At 64.5% G+C, this 21,544-nt stretch carries 20 protein-coding genes; 10 read left to right on the top strand and 10 right to left on the bottom strand.

The annotated features are described in order from the left end of the window. From C100_RS35820 to C100_RS35795, 6 genes are read left to right on the top strand one after another with little or no spacing between them, the layout of a single operon-like run. On the top strand, positions 1 to 2,346 hold the full coding sequence (locus C100_RS35820; protein ID WP_024019879.1) for a membrane-bound PQQ-dependent dehydrogenase, glucose/quinate/shikimate family: 2,346 nt from the start codon (positions 1 to 3) through the stop codon (positions 2,344 to 2,346). Next, positions 2,343 to 2,831, top strand: coding sequence for a 2,4'-dihydroxyacetophenone dioxygenase family protein (locus C100_RS35815; RefSeq protein ID WP_024019878.1), 489 nt, complete (start codon positions 2,343 to 2,345; stop codon positions 2,829 to 2,831). The genes C100_RS35820 and C100_RS35815 overlap by 4 nt, the downstream gene beginning before the upstream one ends. Before the next feature lie 13 nt (positions 2,832 to 2,844). Further along, positions 2,845 to 4,068 carry an NADH:flavin oxidoreductase/NADH oxidase family protein gene (locus tag C100_RS35810; protein ID WP_024019877.1) on the top strand — a complete coding sequence of 408 codons (1,224 nt, stop codon included), beginning with the start codon at positions 2,845 to 2,847 and terminating at the stop codon, positions 4,066 to 4,068. Further along, positions 4,065 to 4,823 (top strand): SDR family NAD(P)-dependent oxidoreductase, encoded by a 759-nt coding sequence (locus C100_RS35805; RefSeq protein WP_024019876.1) that lies wholly within the window; start codon positions 4,065 to 4,067, stop codon positions 4,821 to 4,823. Before C100_RS35810 ends, C100_RS35805 begins: the two co-directional genes overlap by 4 nt. Positions 4,824 to 4,843: 20 nt before the next feature. Further along, complete coding sequence (locus tag C100_RS35800; RefSeq protein ID WP_161633912.1) at positions 4,844 to 5,659, top strand: alpha/beta fold hydrolase; 816 nt, start codon at positions 4,844 to 4,846, stop codon at positions 5,657 to 5,659. Further along, positions 5,656 to 6,402, top strand: a complete 747-nt coding sequence (locus tag C100_RS35795) for an SDR family NAD(P)-dependent oxidoreductase (RefSeq protein WP_024019874.1) — start codon at positions 5,656 to 5,658, stop codon at positions 6,400 to 6,402. The genes C100_RS35800 and C100_RS35795 overlap by 4 nt, the downstream gene beginning before the upstream one ends. A 6-nt stretch (positions 6,403 to 6,408) precedes the next feature. Here the strand turns inward: C100_RS35795 and C100_RS35790 are convergent, their stop codons facing one another. Genes C100_RS35790 through C100_RS35745 form a run of 10 tightly spaced genes read right to left on the bottom strand, consistent with a single transcriptional unit; the run spans position 6,409 to position 16,622 of the window. Then, entirely contained in the window at positions 6,409 to 7,419 is a 1,011-nt protein-coding gene (locus tag C100_RS35790) for a zinc-dependent alcohol dehydrogenase family protein (protein ID WP_024019873.1), read from the bottom strand. After that, positions 7,419 to 8,879 carry a pyruvate carboxylase gene (locus tag C100_RS35785; RefSeq protein WP_024019872.1) on the bottom strand — a complete coding sequence of 487 codons (1,461 nt, stop codon included), beginning with the start codon at positions 8,877 to 8,879 and terminating at the stop codon, positions 7,419 to 7,421. The genes C100_RS35790 and C100_RS35785 overlap by 1 nt, the downstream gene beginning before the upstream one ends. Positions 8,880 to 8,924: 45 nt before the next feature. After that, positions 8,925 to 9,413 carry an acetyl-CoA carboxylase biotin carboxyl carrier protein gene (locus C100_RS35780; RefSeq protein WP_031309431.1) on the bottom strand — a complete coding sequence of 163 codons (489 nt, stop codon included), beginning with the start codon at positions 9,411 to 9,413 and terminating at the stop codon, positions 8,925 to 8,927. A 33-nt stretch (positions 9,414 to 9,446) separates the two neighbouring features. Beyond that, positions 9,447 to 10,571, bottom strand: a complete 1,125-nt coding sequence (locus C100_RS35775) for an acyl-CoA dehydrogenase family protein (protein WP_024019870.1) — start codon at positions 10,569 to 10,571, stop codon at positions 9,447 to 9,449. A gap of 12 nt (positions 10,572 to 10,583) precedes the next feature. Next, complete coding sequence (locus tag C100_RS35770; protein ID WP_024019869.1) at positions 10,584 to 11,774, bottom strand: acyl-CoA dehydrogenase; 1,191 nt, start codon at positions 11,772 to 11,774, stop codon at positions 10,584 to 10,586. Between the two features lie 3 nt (positions 11,775 to 11,777). After that, positions 11,778 to 12,575: an enoyl-CoA hydratase/isomerase family protein gene (locus tag C100_RS35765; protein WP_024019868.1), complete on the bottom strand. Its 798-nt coding sequence runs from the start codon at positions 12,573 to 12,575 to the stop codon at positions 11,778 to 11,780. 9 nt (positions 12,576 to 12,584) lie between these two features. Beyond that, positions 12,585 to 13,415, bottom strand: coding sequence for an N-acyl homoserine lactonase family protein (locus C100_RS35760; RefSeq protein WP_024019867.1), 831 nt, complete (start codon positions 13,413 to 13,415; stop codon positions 12,585 to 12,587). Beyond that, on the bottom strand, positions 13,412 to 14,338 hold the full coding sequence (locus C100_RS35755) for an OB-fold nucleic acid binding domain-containing protein (protein ID WP_024019866.1): 927 nt from the start codon (positions 14,336 to 14,338) through the stop codon (positions 13,412 to 13,414). The genes C100_RS35760 and C100_RS35755 overlap by 4 nt, the downstream gene beginning before the upstream one ends. A gap of 11 nt (positions 14,339 to 14,349) precedes the next feature. Further along, on the bottom strand, positions 14,350 to 15,501 hold the full coding sequence (locus C100_RS35750) for a thiolase C-terminal domain-containing protein (RefSeq protein ID WP_031309430.1): 1,152 nt from the start codon (positions 15,499 to 15,501) through the stop codon (positions 14,350 to 14,352). Between the two features lie 2 nt (positions 15,502 to 15,503). Beyond that, positions 15,504 to 16,622, bottom strand: a complete 1,119-nt coding sequence (locus C100_RS35745; RefSeq protein WP_024019864.1) for a thiolase C-terminal domain-containing protein — start codon at positions 16,620 to 16,622, stop codon at positions 15,504 to 15,506. Between the two features lie 241 nt (positions 16,623 to 16,863). Here C100_RS35745 and C100_RS35740 point away from each other — a divergent pair, with 241 nt between their 5' ends. From C100_RS35740 to C100_RS35725, 4 genes are read left to right on the top strand one after another with little or no spacing between them, the layout of a single operon-like run. Next, on the top strand, positions 16,864 to 17,928 hold the full coding sequence (locus C100_RS35740; protein WP_024019863.1) for an amidohydrolase family protein: 1,065 nt from the start codon (positions 16,864 to 16,866) through the stop codon (positions 17,926 to 17,928). Next, positions 17,921 to 19,447, top strand: coding sequence for a class I adenylate-forming enzyme family protein (locus C100_RS35735; protein WP_024019862.1), 1,527 nt, complete (start codon positions 17,921 to 17,923; stop codon positions 19,445 to 19,447). Before C100_RS35740 ends, C100_RS35735 begins: the two co-directional genes overlap by 8 nt. 3 nt (positions 19,448 to 19,450) lie before the next feature. After that, positions 19,451 to 20,323, top strand: coding sequence for an alpha/beta fold hydrolase (locus tag C100_RS35730; protein WP_024019861.1), 873 nt, complete (start codon positions 19,451 to 19,453; stop codon positions 20,321 to 20,323). Between the two features lie 11 nt (positions 20,324 to 20,334). Continuing rightward, positions 20,335 to 21,537 carry an acetyl-CoA C-acyltransferase gene (locus tag C100_RS35725; RefSeq protein ID WP_024019860.1) on the top strand — a complete coding sequence of 401 codons (1,203 nt, stop codon included), beginning with the start codon at positions 20,335 to 20,337 and terminating at the stop codon, positions 21,535 to 21,537. Positions 21,538 to 21,544 lie beyond the last annotated feature (7 nt).

Below are 21,544 nucleotides of genomic sequence, written 5' to 3'. Positions count from 1 at the left end.
ATGATCTGGCTGACCCGCCTCCTCGCCGCGCTGCTGCTCTTTTTCGGCCTCGTTGTAAGCCTAGGCGGCGCTTGGCTGGCGTGGCTTGGCGGGTCACCTTATTATCTGCCCGGTGGTATCGCCGTAGCGCTCAGCGGCTATTGGCTGTGGCACGGCGACCGTCGAGCCGGCTGGCTCTTTGCGCTGTTCCTGGCGGTTACGATCCTGTGGGCGCTGTGGGAAGTCGGGTTCGACGGCTGGCAGCTGACCGCCAGGATCGTCGGCCCCGCCCTGTTCGGCTTATCCTTCCTGCTGCCCTTCGTCCGTCATCGGGTCGGTGATGGAGCAGTCGCGGCGGGGCTGGTGGGGGTCGCGGGCTTGCTGTTGATTCTGGGGTGCGCGCTCCAGTCGCCAATGGAGATCGCGGCGGCGGCCGGTCGCAAGATGACGCCGGTGGCCCTGTCCGGCGATCCTGGTCAATGGCCGGTCTGGGGCCGCGACGACGCCGGCACCCGCTTTTCGCCGCTGACACAGATAACGCCAGCCAATGTCGGAAAGCTGCATCTCGCCTGGACCTTCGACACCGGGCACGACCCGATGAGCGCGCCTGTCCCCAGCCCCATGCAATCCACGCCGCTGATGGTGGACGGCAAGCTGCTGCTCTGTACGCAAACCAATGTCGTCTTTGCGCTTGATCCGGAAACCGGCAAGCCGCTCTGGCGCTTCGACCCGAAGGTTGATCCAAAGGGCGGGTCAGCGGTGCGGACCTGTCGCGGCGTCGCCTATCATGATGGCGGCGAGACCGCGCCCGCCACCTGCCGTCGTCGCGTCATCACCGCGACCTACGGCGCTCAACTGATCGCGCTCGATAACGCCACCGGCCGCCCATGCCCCACCTTCGGCCAGGGTGGCTTCGTCGATCTGAACCAAGGCATGGGCCGCACCGCGCCCGGCCTTTATTATATCAGCTCCGCCCCGGTAATTATCGGCGATGTGATTGTGCTGGGCGGCTGGGTCGCCGACAATGTCAGCACGGACGAGCCGTCGGGCGTGGTGCGCGGCTACGACGTCACCACCGGCGCGCTGCGCTGGGCCTGGGATATGGGAAATCCCGACAATTCGCACAGCCCGCCGGCTGGACAGGCCTATACCCGTTCCACCCCCAACAGCTGGGCGCCAATGAGCGCCGACGCGAAACTGGGCCTGGTGTTCGTGCCCACCGGCAGCGCAACGCCGGATCATTTCGGCGCCTATCGCTCAGCGCAGAGCGAGAAATATGGCAGCTCCGTCGTCGCGTTGGATGCCGCGACCGGCGCGGTTCGCTGGTCCTTTCAAACTACGCATCACGACCTGTGGGACTATGACGTCGCCTCGCAACCGACCCTGATCGACCTGCCCGCGCCGGGCGGCACGATCCCTGCGCTGGTCCAGCCGACCAAGCGGGGCGAACTGTTCCTGCTCGACCGCCGCACCGGCAAGCCGTTGGCGCAGGTACGCGAACAACGGGCGCCACAAGCGGGCAAGGTGCCGGAAGAACGCCTTTCCCCCACCCAGCCTTTCTCCATCGGCATGCCCTCGCTCGCGGGTCACCGGATCACGGAGCGTGACATGTGGGGCATCACCCCGATCGACCAGTTGTGGTGCCGTATCCATTTCCGCAAGCTGCGCTATGACGGCCCCAACACCCCGCCTGGCCTCACCGAATCCCTGCTCTATCCCAGCCTGGGGGGCGGCATGAACTGGAGCGGGGTTTCCTATGATCCCGAACGGCGGCTGCTGCTGGTCAACAGCATCTATTATCCCACGCTGATGCAACTGGTCCCGCGCGCGGCAGCTGGCGACGGCAAGGGACCGGGGGCGAGCCACAATGCAACCGATTTCGCCGCACCCCTGCCGATGGCGGGCACGCCCTATGGCGCGCGCCTGCGCGGCTTCACCAGTCCGCTCGGCACGCTCTGCCTGGCGCCGCCCTATGGCCGCATGACCGCGATCGACATGACGACCCGCAAGATCGCCTGGCAGCGTCCCGTCGGCACCGTGCGCGACAGCGGCCCCTTGGGGCTGAAGGTCGGCCTGCCGATCCGCATGGGGATGCCCGGTTTCGGCGGCACGCTGGTCACGCGCAGCGGCCTGACCTTCTTCGGCGGGCTTAAGGAACGCACCTTTCGCGCCTTTGCGACGGACACGGGCAAGGAATTGTGGTCGGTGCGCATGCCCGCCAGCGGCAACGCCAATCCCATGACCTATGTCGGGCCACGCAGCGGGCGGCAGTTCGTGGTGATTGCCGCCACCGGCCATGTCACGTCGCAATCCTTCCCGCTCGGCCGCACCTTCCATGCCTATGCACTGCCACAGGAGGCGAAATGACGCATGACCATCCCGCCGGATCGTTCCGGCACAGCGAATTGTTGCTGGAAACCAGCAGCCAGGACGACCGCGAATGGGTGCCCGCCGCCATGGACGGGGTGTGGATGCGCCCGCTGATGTTCGATACCGTATCGGGAGCATGGGCCAATGTCACCCGCATCCGGGCGGAGGGCAAGATCAGCCGCCATGCCCATGCCTGCCCGGTCCAGGCCTATGTCCTGTCGGGACAGTGGCGCTACCGCGAGCGCGACTGGATCGCGACCGCAGGCCAGTATCTGCTGGAGCCGGCCGGCGACACCCACACGCTGATAGGACTGCCCGGCGGGTCGGAAACCCTGTTCTGGATCGCGGGATCGCTGATCGAACTGGACGATGATGACCGGCCTGTCGGTCAGTCCAACGTCTTCACCCGCATCGAACAGAGCGCCGCCCATTTCGAGAAGGTCGGCCTGGGCCGCGATTATGTCCGCCGCTACATCCGCTAGAGAAGAACCGATCATGCCACCCACCCTGACCGACCCGTTGACGCTGCCCTGCGGCGCCGTGCTCAAGAACCGCGTAGTTAAAGGCGCGATGACCGAAGGCATCGGCACGCCGGACAATCGCGCGACCGCTGATCATGCCGCGCTTTACGGACGCTGGGCGCGGGGCGGCGCGGGCCTGCTTCTGACCGGAAATGTCCAGGTCGATCGGCGTTTCGTCGAGCGGCCGGGCAATGTCGCGATCGACGGCAATGGCGGGCTGGAACAGCTCAGGGCATGTGCCGCTGCAGGACGGGAGAACGGCACCCATATCTGGATGCAGATCAATCATCCTGGCCGACAGGCAGGTGCATCGCCCGACACATTCGTCGCCCCATCCGCCATGCCGCTGGTCGGCGGCGCTGGCATGTGCCGAGCGCTGACCGTCGCGGAAATTGACGACATCCAGCACCGTTTCGTCCATGTCGCGCTGACCGCCCGTGACACCGGCTTTACCGGCGTGCAAGTCCATGCCGCGCACGGCTATCTTCTGTCCCAGTTCCTCAGCCCCCTCACCAATAGGCGCGACGATGATTGGGGCGGCAACCTGAAGAATCGCGCGCGGCTGCTGCTCGACATCGTCACCGCCATCCGCGCGGCGACGGGCGCCGATTTCCCGATATCCGTCAAGCTCAACAGCGCCGATTTCCAGAAAGGCGGCCTGACCGAAGAGGAATCGATCCAGATCGTCCACTGGCTCTGCGCAGCCGGCATCGACCTGCTCGAAATTTCCGGCGGCAGTTACGAATCGCAAGTCATGGTGGGTCGCGAACAGGATGGCACGCTGCTCAAGAAAGCGTCCACCCTGGCGCGCGAAGCCTATTTCCTTGACTTCGCTGCGCGCCTGCGTCCGCATGTGTCAGTGCCGCTCGCCGTCACCGGTGGATTTCGCAGCCGCGCCGCCATGGCACAAGCGCTCGAGACGGGCGCGCTCGACGCTGTTGGCATCGCCCGCCCGCTCTGCCTCGACGCTGGGCTGGTCGATGCCTTGCTCGATGGCCGAATCGACCGTCTCCCCTCGCCCGACGATCAGCCGGGAACGGAGGCGCAGGCTACTATCGCCTATTATTTCAATCAGATCCGTCACTTGGCGACGGGCAACCCAATCGAAACCGACATCGACTGGCAGACGCAACTGGCGCAGCACAGCGCCTATGACGCTGCGCTGACGGAACGCTATCTCGCGACCTTCGCGTCATGACAGGCCGCCCCCTCATCGACCTGGACGGCCGCCACATCGCCGTCGTGGGCGCAGCAGGCGAGCTGGGTGCGGCCATGACCACGCTGCTGCTGGAGCTTGGCGCCCATGTCATCGCGATCGACCGCGACGCGGCCGCGCTCCACGCCATGACCGGCTCACCTCGCCTGCGCACGATCGTCGTCGATGTCGCGGACGAAGCCTCGGTGGCTCGCGCCTTCGCGACGCTGGAGACACCGCTCGGCGGCCTCGTCAACGGGGCGGGCATCGAAAATGCAGCAACGCCGCTCGATGCGCTTGATACTGCCCTGTTCCGCCGGGTGATGGACGTCAACGTAACCGGCGTGTTCCTGGGGATGAAGCATGGCATACCCCGGATGCGGACGCCGGGCGGGTCGATCGTCAACATCGCCAGCACCGGCGGGATCAAGGGCGCCGCTGGCATGAGCGCCTATGTCGCCAGCAAGCACGCGGTGATCGGTCTGACGCGCTGTGCCGCAATCGACTATGGCCCAGCAGGGCTGCGCGTCAACGCGCTCTGCCCCGGCCCGCTCGACGGACGGATGATCGACGCGATCATGGGCAGCAAGCCGGGCGAACCGTCTGAACGCGCGCGGGCGCGGATGGCGGTGATCCCCAGCCGCCGCTTCGGTCGTATGGCGGAGGTCGCGCAGGCCGCCGCCTATTTGCTGTCCGACGCCTCCACCTATGTAAATGGCGCCTGCCATATGGTTGACGGCGGCATATCGGCAATCTGATGCAAGCGGGAGAGAGCGGCGTGCAGACATTATCCTTACCCACAGGCGCGACCGTCGCACTCGACGATAGCGGCGGCGGCGGCACCGCCATATTGTTCAGTCATGGTTATATGATGAACCGATCAATGTTCGCGCCGCAACTCGACTATTTTCACGACCGCTGGCGCTGCATCGCATGGGACGCGCGGGCGCATGGCGATACGGTCTGGGACGGGCCGTTCGACTATTGGGATTCGGCGCGCGACATGCTGGCGATGATGGACGCGCTCGGCCTCGACAAGGTGATCCATGTCGGCATGAGCCAGGGGGGCCTGGTCGGGATGCGCGCCGCGTTGCTCGCGCCGGAGCGGTTTCACGGACTGGTGCAACTTTCGACCCAGGCGGGCGAAGCACCCAAGAGCGACGACGACAGCTTTGCCCGCCATATCGGCGACTGGATCGAGAACGGCCCGGACATCGAAAAGCTCACCTTCCTGGGTGATTTCATTCTGGGGCCAGGGATCGACCATGCCCACTGGCATGACGCCTGGTCGCGCATGTCGAAGGCGCAGGTGCGCGACGCGACCGGCGCGCTCGCATCGATCGATCCGCTGTTCCACCGGCTGGCGGAGGTCACCATGCCGGTCGCGGTGATCCACGGCCTCGCCGACCTTGCCACCTCGCACGAACTGGGACTGCTGACAGCCCAGGCTGTTCCCGATCCGCGCGTGGTGACGCTGGTGCCAGGCGGACCTCATGCGGTGAACCTCAGCAACCCGCGCCGGGTAAACCGGCCGATCGAGGACTTCATCCTCGAACTGGCAAGCGAAGATCCAACGATAAGGCAGAAGACATGACCCCCATTGATCTGACGGACAAGGTCGCCCTGGTCACGGGCGGCGCATCGGGCATCGGCAAATCCTGCGTGGAGGCGCTGCTCGCCGCCGGGGCGAAGGTGGTGATCGCGGACCTCAACGGTGACGCAGCGCGGGCGCTGGCCGCCACGCTCGGCCCGAATGTGGCCGGCACGGCGGCTGACACGGCGGATGAGGCGTCCTGCTTCGCCATGGTGGACTTTGCCCGTCAGCAATTCGGCGCGCTCCACATCGCCGTCAACAACGCCGGCGTCACCAGCACGCATACGCCGATCAGCGAACTGCCCTTCGCGGAATGGCGGCGCGTGGCGTCCGTCAACATGGACGGCGTGTTCCTCAGCCTCAAAGCCGAAATCCCGGCAATGCGCGATGCTGGCGGCGGCGCCGTCGTCAATATCGGGTCAGTCATGTCCGCCGTGGCGGCGGCCGGCGCATCGGCTTATACCACGTGCAAGCACGCTATCGTAGGCCTGACCAAGGCAGCAGCGCTGGAGGGTGCGCCAATGGGCATTCGCGTCAACGCCGTCGGTCCGGGCTATGTCGAAACCCCGCTGCTCCAGGCGGCGACGCGGGACAGGATGCAGGAAATTGCAGCCATGCACGCGCTCGGACGCATCGCCCAGCCCGAGGAGATTGCCGCCGCCGTCTGCTTCCTCGTCTCGCCGCTCGCCAGCTTCATGACCGGCACCTATTATCCCGTCGATGGCGGCTATCTGGCGCGCTAAGGCGCGTTAGTCGGCGATGCGAATGACCACCTTTCCGAAATGCCCGGCGGACTGGATATGGGCATAGGCCGCCGCCGCGTCTTCGAATGGGAAGACGCGGTCGATCACCGGCACGATTTTGTGCTGGCTGATCGCACGGTTCATCGCCTCGAACATCTCGCGCGGTCCCACCATGAAGCCGCGCACCGTGATACCGCTCGTCAGGATCGGCAGCGGGTCGATCTGCGCAAAGGACAGCACGCCGATCAATTGCACGATGCCGTCGCGCGCCGTTGCCTCTATCGACTTGGCGAGCGTGCCGGGGCCGCCGACTTCGACCACTGTATCGACGCCGCGGCCCCCGGTCAGCCGCCGGGTTTCCGCGCCCCATTCGGGCGTGGCGCTATAATTGATCGTGTCCGCCACGCCCATGTCGCGAACACGCGCCAGTTTCGCGTCGCTCGAGGAGGTGGCGATGACGCGTGCGCCCGCCGCCAGCGCGAATTGTATGGCGAACATCGAAACGCCGCCGGTCCCCAGTGTCAGCACCGTCTGCCCCGCGATTAGCGAACGCGCGCCGAACAGCGCGTTCCACGCGGTCACGCCAGCACAAGGTAGCGTCGCGGCCTGCTCATAGGTCAGATGGTCGGGAATCGCGACAAGCCCCTGTTCGCTGAACAGGCATTGTTCCGCGAGCACGCCGTCGATTCCACCGCCCAGCGCCGAGCCGATATCAGCATCCGTGATCGTGCCGCCCGCCCAGCTTTGCAGGAATATGCCAGCAACCCGGTCGCCGACCGCGAACCGGGACACGCCTTCGCCGATCGCGATCACCTCCCCAGTGCCATCGGACAACGGGACCACAGGGGTGGCATCCATGCCAGGATATTGGCCGCCCAGGATCATGAGATCGCGATAGTTGAGCGACGCGGCCTTCATCGCCACCAGCACTTGACCGCGCGCCGGTTGAGGCGGCGCGGCCGTCTCGATCCTCAGCCCCCCGATCCCCTCGCCCGGCGTCACGACATAGCGGCGCATCAGCTATCGCGCCGCAGGCTGAGGTTGAGGCCGGCCGACTTCAACTCGACCACCGGCATGGTGGCGACCTGCATCAGCTTGCGCATCTGTTCCAGTTCGGGCGACGACAGCAGCGGATAATCACGCCGGACCGGCCCGGACGCGCGCATCTTGTCGATGTCCGCCTGCGGCACGGTAGCGCGCAGGATCAATTCATCCTCGTCCTGCGTGCCATATTGCTTCATCAGCTCGGCCAGGTCCGGATCGGGCGGCGGGTTGTCGAGCACTTCCTTGGCTCGTGCGCTGCCCATGATGCGGTCCAGCACATTGGCGTCGATCGGCGCGACCGTTTCGCCATAGAAGCCGGCGGCATATTGCACGACCTCGTCCGGTACGGTGCCATAACGCTCGCCAGTGACGATATTCAGCACCGCCTGGATGCCGACAAGCTGGCTGAACGGCGTCGCCATGCCCGGATAGCCCAGATCCTTGCGCACAGCCGCGACCTCCGCCAGCACATCGCCGATCCTATCGGTCATATTGTGCATGGCAAGCTGCGCCTTGAATGTCCCCATCATCCCGCCGGGAATCTGATGCTCGATCGAGAAGACGTCATATTCGGCATATTGGTCGACCAGGAAGCCGGCCGCCTTGCCGACGGCGCGAAAATGATCGGCCACCGGCTGGAACAGGCTGCTGTCCAGATTATGGGTATGGCCCTTCAGTTCGATATTGCGCACCATCGTCTCGGTTGCGGGAACGGACGGGCCGTTCGCCATCGGCTTGCTGGCGGTGTGGAGGACGGACACACCCAGGTCCACTGCGTCCAGATAGGCCTTCGCCGTCATGCCCAGCAGGTTGTTGGCGTGGAACTCGATGGGCTTGCCATTGGCCGCCGCCACGATGCCGGGCATCAGCGTCTGAAGCCGCTCCTTCTCCAGCACCCCGGCCGTATCGTAGAGCAGGATGCTGTCCACGTCCGGGCTGGCGGCCAGCACGCGCACCTTCTGTGCATAATATTCGTCGGTATGGACAGGCGAGAGCGCGAACATGACGGCGGCCGCCACCCAGGCGTCGCTTTCCTTCGCGACCTTGGCCAGGCGCAACATATTGTCGAAGCCGAACAGCACATCGTAGATCCAGAAAGACCGCACGCCATGCGCGCACAGCCGACGAACCCACAGGTCCATCAGCGCGCGCGGGCTGACGCTGAACGTGACGTTGGCGTTGGCGCGCAGGCCCGCGCGCAGCGGCGTGTTGGGCATGGAGGCGACCAGCAGGTCCAGCCCCTCCCAGTAATTTTCCTGACAATAGCGCGTGAGCACGTCCAGCATCCCGCCGCCGGTCAGGTCGATCGTCTTGAACCCGGTCTTGTCGATCAGCGGCGACACCGGCAGCGCCATGCCGGCGCGCATACGCAGGCCCCACAGGCTCTGCTGCCCGTCGCGCATCGTTTCGTCGAGAAATTCGATATGAGCCATTCGCTTATACTCTCCCGCGGCCGTCCGGCGCGTCTTTCAGAATTTTCAATCGCACGCGATGTAGAAGAGCGGTTGTCCGCCCTCGACCAGATCGGCGTCGGCCACGGCAACATGCCGGACGGTTCCGGCGACTCCTGCCTTTACCGAGGTGAAAAGCTTCATCACCTCGATCAGACAGAGTTCGCTTTGTGCCTCGACCCGTTGGCCCACTTCGACAAAGGGGGGCGATCCGGGCTTTGGCGATCGATAGAAGGTGCCTAGATTGGGCGCTTTCACCGCCGTCCAGGCCGGGTCAATCGGCCCGGCGCTGGCGCCTATGCCGTCTGATGCCGATTGCACCGGCATATCTTCCACGACGGGAGGTGCAGCGGCAACCGACACTGCCGCCTGGTGCCCCCCATCCAGCGACAGCGTCGCCTTGTCCTTTGACAGAAGCAGGCTGATCGCGCCGCTTTCGACCCGCAACTCGGTCCAGCCGCCGGCCTTGAACAAGTCCGCCAGAATCTCGATGTCACGCAGCAATTGTTCGCTCATCTGGTCCACACCATCCGATGAAAGGCCCATCCGTCAGGCCGCACGTGCGGCCTCGACCGCAGATTGCACCGCCAGCGTTTCCACCATGATCCGCTCATAATGCCAGACATGATTGCCAAAGCCATGCTCCAGCACCTTTGTCCGGCGCAAAAAGCGATGCAGCCCCAATTCCCAGGTGAAACCCATGCCACCATGAATCTGCACGGTTTCGTTGCAGACGTCGCGAGCGACCTCGCCGCAATAGGCCTTGGCCATGGACGCGGCGCGACTGCGATCGGGCACATTTTCCGCCGCCGTCCAAAAGGCATAATAGGCCGCTGACCGCCCCGCCTCGACCGCCACGGCCATGTCGGCGCAGCGATGCTTGATCGACTGAAACGCACCGATTGGCTGGCCGAACTGAACGCGCGTCTTGGCATAATCGACCGCCGTGTCCAGCATCCTTCCGGCCATGCCCATCGCCATGCCGGCATAGACGATCGCCCCGGCATCCATCAGGCGGGTGACGGCATCGCCCGATCCCGCATGACCAATCACCGCCCCGTCCATCAGCGCTGCCCCGTCGAGCGTCACTTCGCAAAGGCCGCTCGACGGATCGATATCGGCATGATGCCGGATCGACACGCCCCGCGCATCATGCGCAACCAGGACAAGGCCCACGCGGCCATCGACACGCGCTACAACCAGCAGCAGGTCGGCGACATCCGCGTCCGGCACCAATATCTTCGATCCAGTGATGCCATTGCCCCCCATGACGGTTTGCACCGCCCCAGGATCATAACCCTGACCATTCTCCATCACCGCCAGTGCAATGCGCAAATCACCCGTCGCGATGCGCGGAAGCAGCGACGCCTGCTGCTGGGCCGTGCCTTCGCGCACGATGATGTCGGTTGCGATCAGGGTGGAGGCGGCGATCGGCGGCGCCAGGCCCGCACCCAGCGCCTCGATCGCCAGCGCGACATCGACCAGCGTCAGTCCGACCCCGCCATGCGCCTCAGGCACCAACAGCGCAAAAAGCCCAAGATCGGCCAACGCGCGCCAGACCGCAGGATCGCGCGCCTCGGCCGGATCCGGCGTGGTCAGCGCGGGAAAATCCGCCAGCAAGGCGGCAACCGTCTCGCCCAGGCTTTTCTGTTCTTCATTGAACCCGAAATTCATGGCGCCGTCCCCCTAACGCGGCAGGCCGAGCATACGCTCGCCGATGATGTTACGCTGGATTTCCGAGGAACCGGAATAAATGGTGAAGGCCTTGGATTGCAGGTAACTTAACTGGAATCGCCCACCGCCGGTACTCAGCGGATCTGGCGCGGCGATCGGCGCCGTCGGCCCCAATATGTCCATCGCCGCCTCATACATATTCTGCGCCGCATGGCTCCAATAGAGCTTGATGATGGATGCGTCCGGCCCCCTATCGTCGCCGTTCAGATATTTGCTGAAGGTCCGCACCGCGTTCAGGCGCATGACCTCTACCTCCGTCACCGCGCGCGCCAGCTTCTGCCGCACGATCGGATCGTCGATCAGCATGGCATCGCCACGCCGCGTCGCGGCTGTCGTGCCGATCAGCTTTTCCAGTTCCTGGCTGAAGCGGATCTGGCGGCCGAGCGCGTCCTCCGGCCCCCGCTCATAGGCGAGCGTGGTCATGGCAATCCGCCACCCGTCGTTGATGTCGCCGACGATATTCTCCACCGGCACCTCGACGTCATCGAAGAACGTCTCGTTAAACTCGCACTCGCCTGAAATCTGCCTTAACGGGCGGATCGATATGCCGGGACTTTTCATGTCGATCAGCAAAAAGCTCAGGCCCTTATGCTTGGGCGCATCCGGGTCGGTCCGCACCAGCGCGAAGCACCATTGCGAATATTGCGCGAAGCTCGTCCAGATTTTCTGGCCATTGACGATGAACTTGTCGCCGCGCCGCTCGGCCCGCGTGCGCACCGACGCCAGATCGGACCCGGCATTGGGTTCGGAAAAGCCCTGGCACCAAACATCTTCAGACGACAGGATGCGGGGCAGGAAATATTTTTTCTGTTCTTCCGTGCCGAACAGCAAGATCGTCGGCCCAGCCAGGTTATGGCCGATGATGTTAAGTCCTTCCGGCGCCCCGACCCGCGCCATTTCCTCGGCGAAGATCGCGCGCTCGACCAGAGTGGCGCCGCGCCCGCCATATTCCACCGGCCAGTTGATTCCGCTCCAGCCGCCCGAATGGAGCTTGCGTTCCCACTCCAGGCGGAACATCGCCCGTTCGTCCTCGTCCTCCGGTTCGAACACGGTTTCGCCCCAGCCTCGCGGCAAGGCGTCGGCCAGCCAAGCGCGAAGCTCCGCGCGAAACCTCTCCTCCTGCGGGCTGTAGCTGAAGTCCATGATTCAGCCCCTTGCTGCCGCTGCGGCAAAATCGGGTGCGCGCTTCTCGCGGAACGCCTGCACCCCTTCTTTATATTCCGGCGTCAGATAGGCGACGGTTTGGGCGTAGCTTTCATATTCCAGCATCTGGTCGAGCGTGGAATTGCTGGCCTTGTTCAGCAACGTCTTGGTCATGGCCAGCGCCGTGGGCGACCCAGCGACGATCCTGGCTGCGGTAGCCCGCGCCTCGCCCATGAGTTGGTCGTGCGGCACGACATGGTTGACGATACCCAGCGCCTTGGCTTCATCGGCCAGCACCTTGCGCGCGGTGAAGCACAGTTCCTTCGCCTTGTTAATGCCGATCACCCGACCAAGCAGATACATGCCACCCAGATCGGGGACCAGGCCCACTTTGGCAAAAGCCTGGATGAAGCTGGCCTGCTCGCTCGCGATGATGAAATCGCAAGCCAGCGCGATGTTGAAGCCCGCCCCGGCCGCTGCGCCGTTGACGGCGGCAATCACAGGCTTTTCCAGTCGGAACAGCGGCTCCAATATGTCCTTCAATATCCAGCGATGCCGGGCGCGCAACTGGATCGGCGTCATATGATCGCGTCGCGCCTTGAGATCGGCCCCAGCGCAGAACCCCTTGCCCGCCCCCGTCAGAATGACGCAGCCCACCGATGTGTCTGCGGCGATCTCACCCAGCAACTGTTGCAATTCCTGATACAGCTCGTCCGTCGTAGCGTTCATCGCATCGGGCCGGTTGAGCGTGACGGTGGCGATCCGATCGCTGACGTCATAAAGGATATTTTCGTAGGCCATGGGCACCTCTCAAGGCGTTTCTGTTTCGACGGGATGATGGGCGAGGTCGCCCTCTGTGGAATCGGGAATGGCGAACCATTCGTCCGGAATATTGCGCGGTATGCGAAAATCATGAGCGGGCACGACGATGTCGCTATTGTCCTGCACACGGCGCATGGCCCGCTGCCAGTCGCGCTCACTCTCGCTGCGGATATTGCCGGTCAGATAGGCGCCGGTCAGCGAGCGCTGCGGTTGGCTGGTGGCGCGTGCGTCCGCCGGGAACCAGTAGCGATAATGGTCGCCCAGGTCCGACACGATCGCCGCCTTGCCCTTGGCCGTATCGACGATGACGACCTGCATTCCTTCCGTATGGCTGGGGACGGACAACAGGCGAATGCCAGGGAACAATTGATGATCGCCATCCAGCAGCATCAATTGCGCCGGGCGCTTGCGCGCCATCAGATTGTCGAGCGTCGATCGCCAGTAAAAGACCCGCTGCGAAGGCACTGGATCGACCGCCGCCATCAGTTCCGCCCGCTGCACGACCACGCAGGCGTCGGGAAACAGGTCCAGATTATCGGCATGGTCGAAATGCAGATGGGTCAGGACGACGTGGCTGACATCGGCCGGCGTCAGTCCCTGTTCGGCGAGCGCGGCGACCAATGCAGGATGGCCGCCGCCCGTGCCCTGCACGCGCAACCGCTTGTGGATGGTGGGGATGTCGGCCATCCCGCTATCCACCAGGATCGTGCGGCCCTCCCCGCGGATCAGCCAGCAATGCACCGGATCGCGCATCACCGCCCCGCCATGCGGCAGGTAAAGCTCCCCCAGCCGAAGGGAGGTGATGCGATAGTGGCTCACCCCTCGATCACCTCGAAACGTTCGATGTCGGACACGCGCCCCTTGCGCTCGCCATCGGTCCACACTGCGCGGACGCGGGTGCCCGGCTTGATCTTCTCTTTCGCTTCTTCCAGGCTGTCGATCTCGATGACGTGGATCATGCGGGTCGAAGCGCCGTCCAGCACGATCTCGGCATAGACATAGGGCACCTTGCGGGTCTGCCCATAGACTTCCATATTGATGATGGAACAGCCCCGGATGGTGCCGGTGTCGGCACACGCCTTCCAGGTGCCGGTGCGGTTATGGGTGACATCGTCTATCTCGCGCGGTGGCAACAGCGCGACGTCGCTGCCAGGCGATCGCACGCCCATGAACCGGCCATTCTCGCGAATCTCGTCGAACATGCGCCCATAATAAGGGCCATAAGCATGTTCATAATCGAGTTTCATCGCATAGGGGATGACGCCCAGCGGCTCTTCCGTCGTCGCCAGCGGCTGGACGGTGCCGACTGGCGCATCGGGTGCGGGTTTGAATCCCTTGATCGCCAGCACAGACTGTTCGACGCTGTCGTCCCATTCCGCCTCGACCCGCTGGCCGATCGAAAGGTCGCCGAGGTCGGCCAGGATGCGGTGCGGGAAATCATTGTCGCAACCGTCGAGGCGGATGAAACCGATGACGTTGCCGTCCACGCGGGTAAAGGCGGTCAACACGCCGGTATGCGGCGCTTCGACAAAGGCTTCGGGTTCCTCGCCGCCGGTTGATGAAAAATCCTGCGCGGGGGCGACAACCTGACCCGACGCGAAACGCGACGCTACGATCCGGCGGTTCTTGACCTCCGCCAGGAAAGTGCCCGCTGCGCGGCCGGGCGTTAGCGTGTAGGGCAGGTTGATCTCGCTGTGAAAGGTCGGCAGGTCGATCGGATAGCTGTCCGGTGCGGAAAACATCGTGTCTCTCCTTATGCGCTCAGAACGGCGCAACCGCGCAGATTGGCCCAGCCGCCGCCCGATTGGACGAGTGCGGTCTTGGCGTCCTTGATCTGATGGGTTTCATTCTTGCCCATGACCTGCGTCGCCGCCTCGATCAGGCGGATGACGCCGACCGCGCCGATGGGGTTGGCGCCCATGCAGCCGCCCGAGGGATTGACCGGTATGTCGCCATCCAGCTGCGTCGCCCCGGACGCGACGAGCTCAGCCGCCTGTCCAGGCGGACATAGGCCCAGGCTCTCATAATAGTTCAGCTCAAAGCAGCTATAGGGCTCCTGCACCTCCACCACGTCGAACTGACGGCGCGGGTTGGTGATGCCGGCGGCGCGATAGACCTGGCGGCTGGCGATCGCCAGCGGTTCGGACAGCATCAACGACCGTTCGGGCGCATTGTCCGCCTCGCAGCAATAGGCGATGCCCCGGATCCAGGCCGGGCGGCTGGTCGAATGATGCGCCATCTTTTCCGACGACAGCACGATCGCGGCGGCCCCGTCCGAAATGGGTGGCACATCGAGCAGCTTGATCGGCCAGCAGAGCGGCTTGGAATTGAGGACGTCGTCGACCGAGACTTCCTTCTTCACATGCGCATAAGGGTTGGCGATCGCATTCTTGCGGTTCTTTGCCGCAACCATCGCCGCCGCTTCCTCCGTATGGCCCAGCACATCCATGCGCGCGCGCCAATAAGCGGCGGAAAAGCCCATGATGCCGACCGCGAACTCCCGTCCCCAAAAAGGATCGTAGAGGGTGGAGATCGAATATTGCAGCTGCCCTTCGGACAGCTTGTCATAGGCGACCACCAGCGTGCGCTCGGAAAATCCGCCCGCGACCTGATAATAGCCAGCCAGCGCACCGGCAAAGCCCGCGCCGCCGCCGCTGGTCAACCGGACCACCGACTTGCCTTGCGCCCCGATCGCATCGACCACCCATTTTTCGGGCTGGTTCACCGCGGCGAACAGAACCGGACCGGTGGCGACGACGACAGTGTCGATGTCGTCCATGCTCAGCTTGGCGTCCGCGAGCGCACGGTCCACTGCCTCGCGCACCAGGCCCGCCTGGCTGACATCGGTCCGGCGGCGTGCATGATGGGTCTGACCGACCCCTACAATTCCAACGTGACGGCCCATGATCAAACCTCGAGAGTGAAGACGCAGTTATTCTGCATGCCGACGCCGCCGGCGCCGTGGACGATGGCGCGGCTGGGAGTGCCGCCGCCGAACAATTCAGGCTGGCTCAGCTGCCTGCTGGCTTCCGCCAGCCGGACAAGGCCCGTCGCCATGATCGGATCGGCCGGCAGCGCGCCGCCCGAACGGTTGATCGCGACCTTGCCATCACGCGCGGCCGACAGGCCCTTGCCCGTTTCGGCCAGACCCAGCGCTTCGATCGCCAGCAACTCGCCAATGACCGACGATCCGCTAATTTCGGCAAGGTCCGCCTCTGCCGACGTCCAGCCGGCATTACGATAGGCCATGTCAGCGGCTTTCACGGCGGACGACAGCCGACCAGCGTCCCGCGCAGCCACGCTGTGGGTGTCCATTGAAGTGCCCATGCCGGTGATGAAGGCCGGATTGCGACTGACCCGGCGGGCAATATCTTCCCGCGCGACCAGCACCGCGACGGCGCCATCGACCGGCCGGGTGAACATCAGTTCCGTGAGCGGGGCAGCGCCTTCCTTGGCGGCCAGAATGGCATCGGCATCGGGCAGATCGTCGATGGACACCTTGCCCGAAGCTGCGGCAGCGGCCCAGCGGTCGGCTACCAGATCAGCCAGGTCGCGCGTCGAAAGGCCGCTTTCGGCCAGATAACGCTGCGCCTGGATGCCGTTGGCCGCACGCTGACCAAAACCGACCGGGCGCTGGTAGAAAGGCTCCACCTGCGCGTTCCAGTAAAGATCGACGTTGGATTCCGACGGTTTGGAATAGGCGACGATCAGGCCGACCGAGGAAGAGCCAGAGCGGATCTTGTTCACGCCATAGAGCGCTGCCCACAAGCCATCCTCCTCGACCCGCGCCTCTTCCTTGTGGTGCGCGCCGAGCGCGCCCAGAAAGCCGCAGTTGGAAATGGACCGGCCGTCGAGCACGTCGCTGCCGGAATCGATGATGAAGTCCACATCATCGATTGTCAGGCCTGAACCCTTGAATACCGACGTGACCACCGAAGAGATCAGATCGATATGCTGGGCGTTGTTCCAGGCAGGTCGAAATTCTGTCTGGGCGGTCGCAACGACCCCCACCTTGCTTAGTGCCATCAGTGCATTCCTCATCCCAGCACCATTCCCCTGCTTGAAGCGGTGAACGGCGTTGCAGCCTTGGTTATGCTGCCCTCACCCCCCTAGTCAAGATAAATCGACGATTAGTCGGATTTTCATGATCAATGCGAAAATGGCATACCGCGCGGCCTAATTGACGATTATGAGGATTGAATAAGGTGATTGCATTTTGCTTTTATCCGAAACATTATCGGGCAAAGCATGAATGGAGAGGCAGGATATGGGTTTGGACGTGACGGGCCGCTATCGCTATCCAGCCCCGAATCCGGCTTGGCTGGCCCGCGCCCGGGAAGAGGCGATCGCCCCCAATCTGCCGATCGTCGATCCGCATCATCACCTTTGGGTGGAAGCGGGCAATCCCTATCTGCTGGACGAACTATTGGACGATCTGGACGAAGGCCATCGGATCGACGCGACCGTTTTCGTCCAGGCACATTATGCCTATCGCACGAACGGACCGGCCCATCTCGCACCGGTGGGCGAAACCGAAGCGGTCGCCGCCATCGCTGCGCAGGCGCATCGGCGCGGCGCGCGCACCGCGATCGCAGCGGGCATCGTTGCCCATGCCGACCTGATGCTGGGCGATGCGGTGGAGGAGGTGCTGGCCGCCCACGCAGAAGCGGCAGACGGGCGCCTGCGCGGCATCCGTCATTCCGTTTCGCGCGACGAACTTTTCCCCAACGGCATCGTGCTGCGCCCCTCGCCCGCCGGGATGCTGGCCGATCCTGTTTATCGCGCCGGACTCGCGCAGGTGCAGGCTATGGGCCTCGTCTACGACGCGATGCTCTATCACCAGCAAATCCCCGAACTGACGGGCCTCGCCCGCGCCATGCCTGACCTGCCCATCATCCTCGATCATATCGGCTGCATCATCGGCGTCGGCCCCTATGAAGGGCGCACCGATGAGAATTTCCGGCGCTGGTCACAGGATATGGCCGACCTCGCCAGTTGCCCCGATGTGCGGGTCAAGATCGGCGGCTTTGGCATGATCATCTGCGGCGCGCGCTGGCACGAGCGTGACCAGCCGCCTTCTTCGACCGAACTGGCCGACGCATGGCGCCCCTATATCGACCGTTGCATCGACCTGTTCGGAGCCGACCGCTGCATGTTCGAAAGCAATTTTCCGGTCGACAAGGCGATGTATTCCTACTGCACGCTCTGGAACGCCTTCAAGCGCGTAACTGCTGGCGCCAGCGACATGGAGAGACATGCCCTGTTCGCCGGCACGGCCACCGCAACTTACGGCCTGTCCCTTCCTGTATTGACCGAGGCGCCCCATGGTTAATCGCGCTGCCCGGCTCTTTGAACTCGCCTCCGAGTCGCCTGACCGGACGGCGCTGGTATTCGAAGGCGCGACGCACAGTTTCTTCCGGCTGGCGCAAGGCGCGCGAGATATGGCCGGCGGCTTCGCTGCGCTCGGCATCGGCCATGGCGACCATGTCGGACTGTTGCTGCGCGCCTCGCCCGATTTCATCCTTGCCCAGCAAGCGTTGTTCGCGCTCGGCGCGGTCGTCACGCCCATCAACATCCTCTACCGCACAGGCGAGATCCGCCACGCCGTCGCCTGCTGCGCGCTTGCCCACATCGTGACCACCAGCGATCTGGCCGACGCGCTGGACGCGGACCTGGGCTGCACCCTGATCCTGCTCGACACGCCGCTGGACGGCGTGAACGCCCGCTCGTTGATATCGGCGATGAACAATGCGCCTCCCCTGTCCGAACCCGTCCCGATGCGGCCGGAGGATATGGCCATGCTCCTTCTCACCAGCGCCACCACGGGCAAGGCGAAGGGCGTCATGCTGTCCGCTGGCAATCTGGCCGCCAATTATGACAGCACGCCAGGCTGGCTGGGACTGGACGGCGACAGCGTCATCCTGTGCGCGTTGCCCCTCTACAACACGTTCGGGCTCAACCAGTGCATCAATGCGATGCTGGTGACCGGCTGCACGATGGTCCTGCACGCCCGGTTCGACGCCGCTGCCTGCATTGAAGCGATTGCGGCCCATCGCTGCACCTTCCTGCCCGCTGTGCCGACGATGTTGCAGAAGATCCTCGATCATCCGTCCGCCAGCCGCGACTCGCTCGGCTCGCTGCGCACCGTCATGACCGGCGGCGCGCCGGTGCCCTCCGCCCTGCTTCAGCGCCTTCTGGCCGTCGCGCCGGACGTCCGGCTGCTCACTGGCTATGGCCTGACCGAAGCGACGGCGCTCGTCACACTGACGCAGGTCAGGCTCAGCGCCAACGGTGTGATGGAGCGGGAACGCACCATCGGCCGCGTACTTGACGGCATGGACCTCGCCATCGTTGACGATGCCGGCGCGTCCTGTCCCGTCGGCATCAGTGGAGAAATCCTCGTGCGCGGTCCGAACGTCATGTCCGGCTATTTCCGCGCACCGTTGGACAGCGCGATGGCGCTGCGCGACGGCTGGCTGCGAACCGGCGATATCGGGCATCTCGATGCGGACGGCTATGCCTATATCGTCGATCGCAAGAAGGACGTCATCATCCGCGGCGGGCAGAATATCTACCCCGCCGATATAGAGGAAGTCCTCTATCAGGTTCCGGGCGTTGCGGAAGCGGCGGTGATCGCGCGCGAGGATGCGATATTGGGCGAGATTCCTGTCGCCTTCGTCGCTTTGCAACCGGGCCGTTGCCCGACGCCCGACCAGATTCTGGCCCATTGCCGGACCCATCTTGCTTCCTACAAGGTGCCCGCCGCCATCACCATTTTGGACGAGTTGCCCAAGGGACCGACCGGCAAGATCCTGCGTCGCGCCTTGCGGCCCCAGCCGGTGGCGGGCTGACCCATGATCGCACCGCGTTCCGCGTTCATCGACATTTGTGGATCGCGCCGACACTTGCTGGCCTGGGGCGATGCGGCGGCCCCGCCGGTGCTGATGGTGCATGGTCTGCTGGACCACGCCCATAATTGGGACTGGATCGCTGCCGGTCTGTCCGACCGCTACCATGTCGTCGCCATCGACCTGCGTGGCCATGGTGACAGCGACTGGACCGGGCCGGGTTCCTATGCCCTGTCCAACCATGTGCTCGACCTTGGCGATTGCGTCCATGCGCTCGACCTCCCTGCGCTCCATCTGGTCGGGCATTCGCTGGGCGGCCACATCGCCCTGCGTTTTGCTGCCGCCTTTCCTGAACAGGTGCGGTCGTTCTGCAGCATCGAGGGCATCGAGCTGCCGATCGTCCGCGATCAGGCGAAGGCGCCCAAATCCTATCCCGTCCGCCTTCGCCAATGGATAGACGGCCAACGCCGGAACCGCCAGCGCACGCCACGCACCTACGTGAGCTTCGCAGAGGCGAGCGCGCGCATGGCAGAGCATAATCCGGGCGTAGATGCGGAGACCATCGCCCACCTTGCCTTTCATGGCATCATCCAGACCGCGGATGGTGGCTGGCGCTGGAAATATGACCATGCCTGCCGCAACCGCGCGCCGGAGGATGCTCATGGCGTCGATCTGGACGAGATATTGGCGGCCATCGCCTGCCCCACCCTGCTCGCCTATGGCGCAGAGAGCTGGATTCCCGAACCGTCTGCCGACCGGCTCGCCCGCATCGCCGACCACCGCCTGGTCCGTTTTCCCGGCGCCAGCCACTGGCTGCATCACCAATCGCGCGCGGCCTTTCTGACCGCCCTCACTGAATTTCTCGACACCATCAACTGAAAGACAACGTCATGCGTGAAGCTGCCATCATTTCCACCGCTCGCACCCCCGTCGCCAAGGCGACGCGCGGCGCCTTCAACGATACCGACGCCCCGGCGCTGGCCGGCCATGCGGTCAACGCCGCGATCGCCCGCGCCGGCATCGATCCCGCACGGATCGAGGACGTCATCTTCGGCGCGGGATCGCAATGGGGCGACCAGGGCTTCAACATCGGCCGCACCACGGTCTTCGCCGCGGGTCTGTCCGATTCGATCCCCGGCGCCTCGGTCGATCGCAAATGCGCCGGTGGCCTCACTGCGCTCGCCTTTGCCGCACGCGGCATCATTGTGGGCGACATGGATGTCGCTGTTGCGGGGGGCGTCGAATCGATCACCCACACGCGCGACTATGCGCCCACCCATCGCGCCCGCCCGGCCGCCGTGCTCGACCTCAAGCCCCACGCCTATATGGCGATGATCGAGACGGCGGAAATCGTCGCAGAGCGCTACGGCATCAGCCGCGAGGCGCAGGACGAGATCGCCGCCATCAGCCACCAGCGCGCCGCCGCTGCCGTGGTGGCGGGCCGTTTCGCCGACGAGATCGCGCCGATCACCGTGACCAAGAACATCGTCGAGAAGGACGGCAGCGTATCGGGCACCGAAACCCTCACGCTCTCGGTCGATGAAGGCATCCGCGCGGACACCACGGCCGAAGGACTTGCCCGGCTGAAGCCGGTCTGGCGCGACGGCCAGATCGTGAAGGAAGGCAAGTTCGTGACCGCCGGCAATGCCAGCCAGTTGTCAGACGGTGCCTCTGCCCAGATAGTGATGGACCATGCGACGGCCAAGGCGGAGGGACGCGAGATATTGGGCATTTATCGCGGCTTCCAGTCGGCAGGCTGCCCGCCCGAGGAAATGGGCATTGGCCCGATCTTCGCCATCCCCAAGCTGCTCGACCGCGCGGGCCTGAAGGTCGAGGATATCGGCCTATGGGAGATCAACGAGGCCTTCGCCAGCCAGTATCTTTATTGCCGTGATTTCCTCGGCATCGATCCAGAAAAGATCAACGTCAATGGTGGCGGCATCGCGCTCGGCCACCCCTTCGGCATGACCGGCAGCCGCATTGCGGGCCATGCCCTGATCGAGGCGCGCCGGCGCGGGGTGCGATGGGCGGTCGTCTCGATGTGCGTGGCGGGCGGCATGGGATCCGCCGGCCTGTTCGAAATTCCAGACTGAGGCAGCA

Origin of the sequence: Sphingobium sp. C100, assembly GCF_000508185.1 — a bacterium.
Classification (GTDB): domain Bacteria; phylum Pseudomonadota; class Alphaproteobacteria; order Sphingomonadales; family Sphingomonadaceae; genus Sphingobium.
The sequence above is the reverse complement of the archived record's forward strand: the minus strand, read 5'-3'. Positions and strand labels throughout refer to the sequence as shown.